The sequence below is a fragment of the Longispora sp. NPDC051575 genome, from assembly GCF_040681875.1.
In the GTDB taxonomy this organism is placed as follows: domain Bacteria; phylum Actinomycetota; class Actinomycetes; order Mycobacteriales; family Micromonosporaceae; genus Longispora.
Genome location: NZ_JBFAZP010000005.1, coordinates 445,824 through 457,481, shown reverse-complemented (window position 1 = coordinate 457,481; position 11,658 = coordinate 445,824). Strand labels below are relative to the sequence as shown.

Below are 11,658 nucleotides of genomic sequence, written 5' to 3'. Positions count from 1 at the left end.
GCCGTCGGTCTCGGTCACGGTGGTCACCGGGGCACCTCCTGGAGGCGGGGGATGGACGCGGCGGGGGTCGTGGTGCTCAGGACTGGCGCGGTCAGCGCCCAGCGGTGCGGTGTGGCCGGCAGGCACCCGCGCGGGGCAACCCGGCGGTCAGTCGCGGTCATCTTCCGGGCCCCCTTCGACCAGGGCGAGGAACGCGTCCTCCAGGCGCCGGCCGGAGCTGGCCACATCGGCGACCGGCCCGGCCGCGACGAGCCGGCCCTGGTTCACCACGACCACGTGCGTGCAGGTCTGCTCGACCTCCGCCAGCAGGTGGCTGGAGACGAGCACGGCGCGGCCGTCGACGGCGTACTTCTTCAGTACCCGTCGCATCTCGGCGATCTGCGGCGGGTCGAGCCCGTCGGTCGGCTCGTCGAGGACCAGCAGTTCCGGCATGCCGAGCATGGCCTGCGCGATGGCGAGGCGCTGCTTCATCCCGTGCGAGTAGGTGCGGGCCTTGCGGTGGATGGCCTTGCCGAGGTTGGCGATCTCCAGGACCTCTTCGAGGCGGGAGTCCTCGGCGGGGCGGCCGGTGGACTGCCAGTACAGGCGGAGGTTCGCCATGCCCGACAGGTGCGGGAGGAAGCCGGGGCCCTCGACGAGCGCGCCGAGCCGGGACAGCACGGGGGCGCCCGGGATGAGCTGGTGGCCGAAGACCAGGACCTGGCCGGCGCTGGGGCGGGTGAGGCCCATCAGTACCCGCAGAGAGGTGGTCTTTCCCGCGCCGTTGGGGCCGAGCAGGCCGACGACCTGGCCGCGTTGCACGGTCAGGCTGATGTCGCGGACCGCGACGTAGCCGCCCGCGTACTCCTTGCGGAGGCCCTTGATGACCAGCGGGGTGTCGGCGTACTCGGCGACGACCGCGCGGTCGCGGCCCCGGTGCCGGGCCCGGGCGATCAGGACGGCCGCCAGGATGCCGAGCAGGATCAGGCCCACCAGGACGGCGAGCCCGATCAGCAGCGGGGTCTCCGCCGTGATCAGCGGGGTGCCGGCGGCGGTGGGCAGGGCGACGGCGGTGCCGGCGGCCACGGTGTAGACGACCGGCTGGACCGGGCCCTGGTAGGACTGGTCGGACGTCGCGATCACGACGCGCACCCGGTGCCCGACGTCGATCCGGGTGGAGATCGCCGGCAGGGTCACGTTGACCGGCTGGGCGGTGGCGAGGTCGGCGGACAGGCCGGAGAGCCGGATCGGGGCGACGAGGCCGTTGGGCAGGGAGGCCTGGCCGTTGGGGCTGACGTCGTACAGCTTGGCGAACAGCACCGCCTCGCCCGTCGGGGACGCGACGCGCAGCTGCACGCTCGGGGTGCCGACGACGTCCGCCGCCGTGGTCAGCGGTTCGGATTCGAAGGCCGCGTTCTGGCCGGTCATCTCGACGCTGGTCAGGCCGGTGCCGCCGAGGGACAGGCCGGGCAGGACCGAGATCGCGGAGGGTACGCCGTTGGGCGGGCTGGCGATCCGCTGTTCGCGGCCGGTGATGTCGACGGAGCGCGGGGAGCCGTCGAGCCCGGGGTACGCGTCGAGCTTGAAGCCCGTCGTCGTCAGCCCCCGCTCCTGCGCGCTGACCCCGGTCACCCGGCTGTACGTGAACGACGTACCCGGCGCGTCGCCCTGCTTGAGCAGGTAGTGGTCGAGCCACTGGACGGTCAGGAACTTGACCCGGTCCCGGTCGGCGTTGGAACCGACCCCGCCGTCGTGCCCGCCGGAGAACCAGGCCAGGCGCACGGGCGCGCTGGTGATGGCCTTCGCGTTGGCCTCGGCCTCGGGCAGCGGGAACAGCGAGTCGGCCATGCCCTGGATCAGCAGGGTCGGGGCGGTGATCTGGCCGGCGATCGCGTTGGGGCTGACCTCGCGGAGCAGCTTCACGGTCTCGGGGGTGGCCCGGCCGGTGGTCACGGTGTCCAGGAACGCCGCGCAGACGTCCTTGGCGAACCGGCCGCACTGCGGGTCGCCGGGGACGGTGCGCGCCGGGGCACCGTTGCCGGCGCCGCCGAGGGAGAACCCCGAACCGGAGCCGAACAGGACGCCGACCCAGCCCTTCTTCAGCACGCCGTTCTCGGGCGGGCCGCCGGAACCGTCGGGCAGCAGCGACCGGGCCAGGTCGTTGTACGTGATCTGCGGGACGATCGCGTCCACCCGCTTGTCGACGCCGGCCAGGTTGAGTGCCAGCGCCCCGCCGTACGACCCACCGACGACGCCCAGTTTCGGGTCGCCGGCCGCGTCCAGCGCCACGGACGGGCGCTGCGCGGCCCAGTCGATCAGGCCCTGGGCGTCCTTGATCTCGAAGTCGCGCGCGTTGAGGTGGATCTCGCCCGTGGACCGGCCGAAGCCCCGGGCGGTCCAGGTCAGCACGTTGTAGCCCCGGCCGGCGAGTTCCTTCGCGGAGTCGGCGACGGAGTTCTTCGAGCCGCCGAAGCCGTGCGCGAGCAGGATCAGCGGGGCCTTGCCGGAGGCCTGGGCGTAGAAGGTGGTGTCGAGGGTGACGCCGTTGACGGGGAGCTGGGCGTCGGTGGTGCGGTAGTCGGCTTCGTCATCCGAGAAGTACCACCAGGAGAGGCCGCCCAGGAGGACGATCACGAGTGCGAGCGCCCACAGGCGATGGCGACCGATCAAGCGCATGGTGGCGACTGTACGCGGCGCGATGGCGTCGGCTAAAAAAATACGGTTAAATCTCCCACATGCTTGGCCCTGACCTCCCCCCGCCCCATGAGCCGTTCAAAACGGACGCCTTCGAACAGCGCTGGCCGACCGGCGCCACGAAATGCGAACTCATCGATGGCGCGATCATCTTCTCCGGCGCCTTCGACGAACGCGACGTGAAGACAGCCACCCGCGCGTACCCGGGCCGCCGGGTCCAACTCGGCCCCGACAACGGCGTGGAGGTGTACCCGGGCGGCAGCACCTGGACGATCTGGGACCAGTGGGGTGGCGTCGAGGCGGCGCGAGCCGCTATGAACAACGGATGACCCGGACCCTGATCCACGGCGGTGTCGTGTTCGACGGCACCGGCGCTGCCCCCTCCCCCGCCGACGTGGTCGTCGAGGGGGACACGATCGTCGAGGTCGGCGTCGGCCTCGACGGCGATGTCGCCATCGACGCGACCGGCCACACCCTGCTGCCCGGCTTCTTCGACTGCCACGTGCACGTGATGTTCTCCGGTGTGGACTACCTCAAGGGGCTGGCCAGGCCGTTCTCGCTGCCGTTCTACGAGTCCGTGCACAACCTGCGGGCCACCCTGGACTGCGGCATCACCTCGGTGCGCGACGCCGGGGGCGCGGACCTGGGCGTCAAGGAGGCCGTCCGGCGCGGGCTCGTCGCCGGACCGAGGATGCAGATCTCCGTCAACGCGCTCAGCCAGACCGGCGGGCACGGGGACGGCTGGATGCCGTGCGGTACCTCCGTGAAGCTGTTCCCCGCGCACCCGGGGCGCCCGCACGGGATCTGCGACGGGCCCGACGAGGCCCGGAAGAAGACCCGCGAGATGCTCCGCGCCGGGGCCGACGTTCTCAAGATCATGACTTCCGGAGGGGTACTGTCCCCGCGCGACGACCCCCGGCACGGCCACTTCCGGGACGCCGAGGTCGCGGTGATGGTCGAGGAGGCCGCGGCGGCGGGCAAGTACGTCATGTCCCACGCCCAGGCCGCCGACGGGATCAAGGTGGCGCTGCGCAACGGGGTCCGCTCCGTCGAGCACGGCATCTACCTCGACGACGAGGGCGTGGCCCTGCTGCTGGAGCGCGACGCCTGGCTGGTCCCGACGATGCTCGCCCCCCAGATGGTGCTCCGGATCGCGGCCGACGGCGGCGGCCTGCTGCCCGAGGTGATCGAGAAGGCCCTGATGGTGGTCGACCAGCACACGGCCGCCGTCGAGCGCGCCGTCGCGGCGGGCGTGAAGATCGCGATGGGTACGGACTCCGGCGTCGGCCCGCACGGCGACAACCTCGACGAGTTCCGGCTCCTCATCGAGGCCGGCATGACCCCGGCCGCCGCCCTGCACACCGGCACCGGCTCGGCCGCCGACCTGCTGGGCGTGGCCGATTCCCTGGGCACGATCGCACCGGGCAAGAAGGCCGACCTGGTACTCGTGGAGGGCGACGCGCTCGCGCACGCCGGGGCCAAGGGCGCGCTCAAGGAGTCGATCCGGGGCGTGTGGCTGGACGGCAACCGGGTGGTGGACCGCACGGGCGCGTGATGGGCGCGGGGCCCGTACTCGGGTGACGGGAATGGCCGACGCCGGGCTGGTGGTGGGCGTGGCGGCAATGGGCCCTTGCCTCGTGCCGGGGAGGGGCCCTGTCCAGCCCACACCCGGGGGGCGTCGCGGAGTCTGTTGCCCCGGAGGCACGCGGGGCGCGGGGAGCGCGGACAGGCGCACGGGCCTGGCCCCGTTGGCGGGGCCGATTCCTGCCCGTGGCGAGTTGGACGCCCCTGTGGGCGCGGCGCGGCACCGGCCGGCCCCGGGGGTACGCGGGGCGCGGGGAGCGCGGGTGGGCGCGCGGGGGCTCGTACCCGTCTGGTGGGTTGAGGGGTTTCGTTTCTGGCCCCTCCCGGGGCGGCGGGAGGCGGCTAGTCTCGGGGCGTGACCGAAGCCCTGACGTTGACCGCCAGCCTGCGCCCCGCCGCCCTCGACGCCCGCCGGGGCATCGTCCGGCTGCACGCCGAGGTGCTCACCGCCCTCGGGCTGCGGCCCGGTGACCCGATCCGGCTCGTCGGGCGCCGGGAGACCGCCGGCATCGCGGCCCTCGCCGAGCCCGGCACCGCCCGGGGCCTGCTGCACGCCGACGACCTGATGCTCGGCAACCTCGGCGCGCGCGACGGCTCCTCGGTCACCGTGTCCGCGCTGCCCGTCGAGGCCGCCCGGCGGATCACCGTCGCCGGCGAGCCGGAGATCATGGCCTCGGTCTCCCCCGAGATGCTCCGCCTCGCCCTGCTCGGCAAGGTCGCCACCCTCGACGACAACGTGTCCCTGCTGCCGCACGACGTGGCGTCCGGCGCCCGGCAGAGCCTCGCCAACCGGGTCGGCCTCGCCTGGACAACGGTGCTGCTCACCGTCACGGCCGTCGAGCCCGGGCCGACCGGCCTGGTCACCATGGACACCGTCGTCGGCTGGCGCGACGGGCACGCCACCCACTCGCCGTCCGCCCCCGAACCCGCCGGCCCGGCCGCCGAGGAGATCGAGCTCGCCGGGCTGCGCGGCCAGGCCCAGCAGCTCACCGAACTCCTCGACCTCGGCCTGCACCACCGCGAAGTGCTCGATTCCCTCGGTACCGACGTGTCACTCGGCGTCCTCATCACCGGGCCGGCCGGGTCGGGCAAGTCCACACTGGTCAGAGCCGTCGCGCACTCCCTGAAGGCTCGGGTCACCACCCTTTGGGGCCCAGAACTCGCCGCCCAGCCGCCGAACGACGCCCTCGCCGCGCTCCGCAGGTCCGAGGGCATCCTGCTCGTGTCCGATGTGGATGCCCTGTCCGGCGGGCTGGCCACCGCGTTCCGGTCCCTGATCGTCGACCGGGTCGGGCGCGGCCGGGCCGTCATCTGCACCACCAGCCGTCCCGAGGACCTCGAACCCGGCCTGCGCGGCCCCGGCCTGCTCGAACACGAGATCTCCGTACCGCTCCCCGACGCGATCGGCCGCCGCGAACTCCTCGACGTCCTCACCCGGGGCGTCGCGCTCGCCCCCGACGTGCTGCTCGACGACGTCGCCGGCCGCACCCCCGGCTTCGTCGCCGCCGACCTGTCCGCCCTCACCCGCGAGGCCGGGGTCCGGGCCGCCCTGCGGGTCCGGGGCGGGGCCGCGCCCCAGGTCACCCAGGCCGACTTCGACGCCGCCCTCGAAGTCGTCCGGCCCAGCTCCATGGGGCAGTCGACCCTCGACCTCGGCCGGATCACCCTCGACGAGGTCGGCGACATGGCCGACGTCAAACAGGTGCTCACCGAGAGCGTGCTGTGGCCGCTGACGTACCCGGACACGTTCGCCCGGCTCGGCGTCGACGCCCCGCGCGGCGTCCTGCTGTACGGGCCGCCCGGCTGCGGGAAGACGTTCCTGGTGAAGGCCATCGCCGGCACCGGGAAGGCGAACGTCCTGTCCGTCAAGGGTGCCGAGCTGCTCAACAAATGGGTCGGCGAGAGCGAACGCGGCGTCCGCGAACTGTTCCGCCGCGCCCGCGACGCCGCCCCCACCCTGATCTTCCTCGACGAGGTCGACGCGCTCGCCCCGCGACGCGGCCAGTCCACCGACGGCGGCACCACCGACCGGGTCGTCGCCGCCCTCCTCACCGAACTCGACGGCGTCGAGTCCCTCCGCAACGTCGTCGTCATCGGCGCCACCAACCGCCCCGACCTGATCGACCCCGCGCTACTCCGCCCCGGCCGCCTCGAACGCCTCGTCTACGTCCCACCGCCGGACGCCACCGCCCGGGCCGCGATCCTCCGCGCCTCCGCCAGGAACGTGCCGCTCGCCGACGACGTGGACCTGGCCGTGCTCGCCGAGGAGTTGGAGGGGTTCTCCTCGGCGGACTGTGCGGCGCTGTTGCGGGAGGCGGCGCTGGCGGCGATGCGGGAGTCGTTGGACGCGGCCACGGTGACGGGCGCGCATGTGGCCACGGCCCGGGAGCGGGTGCGGCCGTCGTTGGATCCGGCGCAGGTGGCGGCGCTGGCGGCCTACGCGGCGTCCCGGTAGGGGCTGCCGCCCGGTGGCGGGCCGCTATCGGGAATGCGTCTCCGCCCGGGTGTCGTAGCCGATAGTGGGGACCAGGGCGGCCCGGCAGGATGCAGAAGCCGAGCCGAGCGACCGAGGAGCAACCTGTGTCCACCCCCGCACGCACCCGCAGGTTCGGCCGGAGCTCGCTGCTGGCACTCGCCGCCCTCGCCACCTTCGCCGGTGGCGCCGTCGTCGCTTCCAGCCCGGCGGCGGCAGCCTCCTGCGGCACGCTGACCGGCCCCAACCGGTGGGCGAACGGCCCGGCGGGCAACGCCGTCAACTACGTGGTCCGCCAGGGCACCCACACCACGCTGGTCTTCGGTGCCTCCGACGCCCTCGGCGTGTGGATCGAGAACGGACCCGCACCGCAACGGCACCTGCCGAACGGCGCGTGGCGCTTCGAGTTCACCCCCTCCTCCTCGCAGGCGACGCTGACCGGCTACACCCACGACGTGCCCGGCTACCGGGTCATCCGGGTGCACGCGTGGAACGCCTCCTGCGAGACCAGCTCCGAGTACGGGGTGCAGGTCGTACCCGGGACCACGGAGACTCCCGGCGGGTCGACGTACCCGGCGACCCCGCCCCACGAAGGCTCGGACGAATTCGGCTCCGGTACGGCGACCTACTACGATCCCTCGCCCGCCCCGGGCGTGACGGGCTCCTGCGGCGAGGTCGACACCGCCGACCAGCTCGTGGTCGCCGTCAGCCGTACCGAGATGACGCGGGGGCTGTGCGGCAGGAGCATGCGGGTCGAAGGGCCCCGGGGCACCGTGACCGTGCGGATCGTCGACACCTGCGGGTGCGGTCCCGGCTCGATCGGGCTCACCGCGGCCGCGTTCGAGCGGATCGCCGACCTGGACCTGGGCCAGGTCAACATCACGTGGCAACTCCTGTGAGACACACCGCGCCGCGACCGGCTCAGGGCAAGATCTACCGGATCCGCCCTAGCCGCGCGAGCGGCGGCGGGTGTCGCGAATCCGGCGGAGGCGGCCGACCAGCACCGGGTCGTGTACCAGGGCCGCCGGGTTGTCGAGCAGCTCGTTGATCAGCTGGTAGTACCTCGTGCCGGACAGGTCGAACTCGTCGCGGATCGCCTGCTCCTTGGCACCGGGGAACCGCCACCACCGCTTCTCGAAGTCGAGCAGCTCGCGCTCCCGGACGCTCAGCTCCGGCAGCTTCGCCTCGGGAGTGTTCGACGAGATGGCCATCCCTCGACCCTAGCGAAGCCCCCACCCCGAACGAAAGGCCAGTTTTCGGTATCCACAGGGTTATCCACAGGCCAACGAGTTGTCCACAGGCGGCCGCGACGGGTACCCGGGGGCCGTACTGTGCCCGTCGTGGAGGAACTGTTCCGGACGGTGGCGGCGGCGGTGGGCGTGTTCGCCGGTACCAATGTCGATGATCTTTTGATTCTGACCGTGTTGTTCCTGTCGTCCCGGGCGACGGGCCGGCCGGGGCGGTGGCAGATCTGGGTCGGGCAGTATCTGGGCGTCGGCGCGCTGGTGGCGGTGTCCGCGCTGGCCGCGCTGGGGCTCCAGGTCGTGCCGGACCGCTGGGTCGGGCTCCTCGGGCTGGTGCCGGTCGGGCTGGGGGTCCGGGGCCTGGTCGGGGCGTTCCGGAACGCGGCGAACGGGGCGGACGCACCCCGGGTCGCGGGCGGCTGGCTGGCGGTCGCCGGGGTGACCGTCGCCAACGGTGCGGACAACGTGTCGGTCTACACGCCGATGCTGCGGACGATCGGGGTGACGGAAGGCCTGGTCACGGTGGGGGTGTTCGCCGTGCTGGTGGCCGTGTGGTGCGTGGCCGGGTCGTGGCTCGGGTCGCACCGGCGGGTCGTCGCGGTCATCGAGCGGCACGGGCACTGGATCGTGCCGGTCGTGTTCGTCGTCATCGGAGCCGCGATCATCGCCGAGTCGGGCGTCATCGGCCGGGCCCTCGCCCTGATCTGACTCCGGCCCCGCGCCGGGAGCGGGTCGCTTCGTCGCCCGGACAGCAGTGAGCCCGTGCGATGAGGGGGCCGCCTCGCCGCACGGGCTACGTCTACCAGATGATTGCCCAGATCCGGACATGCGTCAACGCGCCGGAGCGTGTCCCGGTGACGAACCGGTCACACCTTGACGACCTTCAGCCCCGCCGCCTCGAACTCGGCCACCAGTCGCGGGTCGGCGTGCTGGTCGGTGACCAGGGTGTCGACGCGCTCGATGGGGCAGATCCGGGCGAAGGCGTGCTTACCCAGCTTGGAGCTGTCCGCGATGATCACGACGCGTCGGGCGCGGGCCGCCATCAGGTTGTTGATCGCCGCCTCGCCCTCGTGGTGCGCCGCCGCGCCGAGCTGGACGTCGACCGCGTTGACGCCGAGCAGGACCATGTCCAGGGTCAGTTCGCGGAGGATGCCGGTGGCCAGGGGGCCGACGAGTTCGTAGGACTGGGGGCGGACGACCCCGCCGGTCACCACGATCTTGATGTGGGACCGGACGATCATCTCGTTGGCGATGTTCAGGGCGTTGGTGACGATCGTCAGGCCCTGGCCGTCGACGCCGCCGGCCAGGTCGGCGCGGGTGGCGAGCGCCCGGGCGACCTCGGTGGTGGTGGTGCCGCCGTTGATGCCGACGACCATGCCCGGGGAGACGAGCGAGGCGGCGACCTGGCCGATCCGCTGCTTCTCCCCGATGTTCTTGGCCGATTTGTACCGCAACGGCAGGTCGTAGGACACCCCGTTGGCGACCGCGCCGCCCCGGGTGCGGGTGATCATCTGTTGCTGGGCGAGCTGGTCGAAATCCCGCCGAATTGTGGCCTGCGACACAGTCAGCCGATCGGCTGCGTCCTCGACACTGACACGCCCGGTCTCCGCGAGGAGCTCCAGCAGCGCATTCCAGCGCGCGTACCGGTCCACGTGCGGCCCCTCTCCCAGTCAGCCCCAGTCGGGCTCGATCTCCGTCAGCCCCGTCGGGCGGCATCACAGTGCTATGCATCCTACGGAGTTCCGTGCACAATGATTCTCCTGCACAATGATGCTCGAAACTAGGCCCTTACGTCGAGTTCCGTGCGCGAAATCGGATCATAAGCCATCAAGGAGGCCACGCAGGTGACGTACGTCGAGCAGGAGATCGCCAGCCAGCCCGCGTGCTGGACCCGCGCCGTCGAGGTGGCGGGCGCCCGGGTCGACGCTCTGCCCCGCACCGGCGAGCGCATCGCGGTCGTCGGCTGCGGCACGTCGTGGTTCATGGCGCAGTCGTATGCCGTGTTACGCGAGAGTGCCGGGCACGGCGAGACGGACGCGTTCGCCGCGTCCGAGTTCCCGGTCGGGCGCGGGTACGACCGCGTCCTCGCCATCACCCGGTCGGGCACCACGACCGAGGTGCTGGAGCTGCTGGGCCAGCTGCCCGCCAGCATCCCCAGCGTCGCCATCATCGGCGACCCGACCTCGCCGGGCGTCGCGCTCGCCGGGGACGCGATCGTGCTGGACTTCGCGGACGAGAAGTCGGTCGTCCAGACCCGGTTCGCGACCACCACCCTGGCCCTGCTGCGCGCCAGCCTGGGCGAGGACCTGTCCGGGGCGATCTCGGACGCGGCCAAGGCCGTCGAGCTCGCGCTGCCGGTGGACGTCGCGACGATCGAGCAGATCACGTTCCTCGGTCGGGGCTGGACCGTCGGGCTGGCCAACGAGGCCGGGCTGAAGTGCCGGGAGGCCGCGACGTTCTGGACCGAGTCGTACCCGGCGATGGAGTACCGGCACGGCCCGATCTCGATCGCCGCCCCGAACCGCGCCGTGTGGGCGTTCGGCGAGGTGCCGAAGGGGCTGGCCGAGGACGTGGAGCGCACCGGCGCCGCGTTCGTCTCCAGCGACCTGGACCCGCTCGCGGACCTGGTCGTCGCCCAGCGGGTCGCCGTGGCGCTCGCCGCGCACCGGGGCCTCGACCCCGACCAGCCGCGGCACCTGACCCGTTCGGTGATCCTGGATGGTTAGCGGGCCGCCCAGCCACGCGCCCCGTACCGTCGTCGCGATCGATGTCGGCGGTACGGGGATGAAGTGCGCGCTCGTGGACACCGAGGGGCACGTGCTGCACGTCGAGCGGCACGCGACCCACCGCGAGCGCGGGCCCGAGGCGGTCCTCGACACGATCGGCGACGTCGCGGCCGGCCTGGTGCGCACGGCCCGGGAGAAGGGGCTGGACCCGAAGGCAGTCGGCGTCGTCGTGCCGGGCGTGGTCAACGAGGACGGCGGCATCGCCGTGTACTCGTCGAACATCGGCTGGCGCGACGCCCCCTTGCGCGACCTGATCGAGCGGCGGACCGGGCTGACCGCCGCCCTCGGGCACGACGTGCGGGCCGGGGCCCTGGCCGAGGCGCGGATCGGTGCGGGCAAAGAGTACAATAACGTGCTTTTCATTCCGATTGGTACTGGAATCGCCTCGGGGCTGGCCGTCAACGGTCAGGTCCGGAGCGGCGCGCACGGGGCGGCCGGCGAGATCGGCCACATCGTCATCCGCCCGGGCGGGCCCCAGTGCGGCTGCGGCCAGTTCGGGTGCGTCGAGGCGATCGCGTCCGCCAGCGCCATCGGCCGCAGGTACGGTGAAAACGTGACCGCGGCCGAGGTGGCGGCGCGGGCCGAGGCCGGAGAGGCCAAGGCGCAGCAGATCTGGCAGGAGTCCGTGGACGCCCTGGCGGACGGGCTGCTCGCCGGGATCGCCCTGCTCGACCCGGAGATCATCATCATCGGGGGTGGGCTGGCCGAGGCCGGTGGCCTGCTCCTCGCCCCGCTCGCGGTCGCGCTGGACGCCAAACGGACGTTCCATGCCCGGCCACACCTGGTCCGGGCCGCGCTCGGCGACGAGGCCGGCTGCATCGGTGCGGCACTCCTCGCGCTCGACAGGTTGGAGAGCTCGTGAAGATCGTCACCCCCGACGGGGTCGTCACCGGCCAGC

At 72.7% G+C, this 11,658-nt stretch carries 9 protein-coding genes and 1 pseudogene; 7 read left to right on the top strand and 3 right to left on the bottom strand.

Annotation, left to right across the window (positions count from 1 at the left end):
* Positions 1 to 147: 147 nt before the first annotated feature.
* Positions 148 to 2,655 (bottom strand): alpha/beta fold hydrolase, encoded by a 2,508-nt coding sequence (locus AB0M43_RS16490; protein ID WP_363725344.1) that lies wholly within the window; start codon positions 2,653 to 2,655, stop codon positions 148 to 150.
* A gap of 59 nt (positions 2,656 to 2,714) precedes the next feature.
* Here AB0M43_RS16490 and AB0M43_RS16485 point away from each other — a divergent pair, with 59 nt between their 5' ends.
* The 4 genes from AB0M43_RS16485 (at position 2,715) to AB0M43_RS16470 (ending at position 7,629) form a co-directional block, all read left to right on the top strand.
* Entirely contained in the window at positions 2,715 to 3,002 is a 288-nt protein-coding gene (locus tag AB0M43_RS16485) for a hypothetical protein (RefSeq protein ID WP_363725342.1), read from the top strand.
* Positions 2,999 to 4,228, top strand: coding sequence for an amidohydrolase family protein (locus AB0M43_RS16480; protein WP_363725340.1), 1,230 nt, complete (start codon positions 2,999 to 3,001; stop codon positions 4,226 to 4,228). Before AB0M43_RS16485 ends, AB0M43_RS16480 begins: the two co-directional genes overlap by 4 nt.
* A gap of 384 nt (positions 4,229 to 4,612) precedes the next feature.
* Positions 4,613 to 6,712, top strand: coding sequence for an AAA family ATPase (locus AB0M43_RS16475; protein WP_363725338.1), 2,100 nt, complete (start codon positions 4,613 to 4,615; stop codon positions 6,710 to 6,712).
* A 125-nt stretch (positions 6,713 to 6,837) separates the two neighbouring features.
* The gene (locus AB0M43_RS16470) at positions 6,838 to 7,629 is read left to right on the top strand and encodes an RlpA-like double-psi beta-barrel domain-containing protein (protein WP_363725336.1); all 792 of its coding nucleotides are present in this window, start codon (positions 6,838 to 6,840) and stop codon (positions 7,627 to 7,629) included.
* 48 nt (positions 7,630 to 7,677) lie between these two features.
* Here AB0M43_RS16470 and AB0M43_RS16465 read toward each other — a convergent pair.
* Positions 7,678 to 7,899, bottom strand: a pseudogene (locus AB0M43_RS16465) (DUF3263 domain-containing protein); the annotation flags it as partial.
* 171 nt (positions 7,900 to 8,070) lie between these two features.
* On the opposite strand from AB0M43_RS16465, the gene AB0M43_RS16460 reads away from it, so the two are divergent.
* Positions 8,071 to 8,682: a cadmium resistance transporter gene (locus AB0M43_RS16460; RefSeq protein WP_363725334.1), complete on the top strand. Its 612-nt coding sequence runs from the start codon at positions 8,071 to 8,073 to the stop codon at positions 8,680 to 8,682.
* 158 nt (positions 8,683 to 8,840) lie between these two features.
* Here the strand turns inward: AB0M43_RS16460 and AB0M43_RS16455 are convergent, their stop codons facing one another.
* Complete coding sequence (locus AB0M43_RS16455; RefSeq protein ID WP_363725332.1) at positions 8,841 to 9,626, bottom strand: DeoR/GlpR family DNA-binding transcription regulator; 786 nt, start codon at positions 9,624 to 9,626, stop codon at positions 8,841 to 8,843.
* A gap of 192 nt (positions 9,627 to 9,818) precedes the next feature.
* Here AB0M43_RS16455 and AB0M43_RS16450 point away from each other — a divergent pair, with 192 nt between their 5' ends.
* Both AB0M43_RS16450 and AB0M43_RS16445 read left to right on the top strand, forming a co-directional pair.
* Positions 9,819 to 10,700: a sugar isomerase gene (locus AB0M43_RS16450; protein ID WP_363725330.1), complete on the top strand. Its 882-nt coding sequence runs from the start codon at positions 9,819 to 9,821 to the stop codon at positions 10,698 to 10,700.
* Positions 10,693 to 11,622, top strand: coding sequence for an ROK family protein (locus tag AB0M43_RS16445; protein ID WP_363725328.1), 930 nt, complete (start codon positions 10,693 to 10,695; stop codon positions 11,620 to 11,622). The genes AB0M43_RS16450 and AB0M43_RS16445 overlap by 8 nt, the downstream gene beginning before the upstream one ends.
* The last annotated feature ends 36 nt before the right edge of the window (positions 11,623 to 11,658 follow it).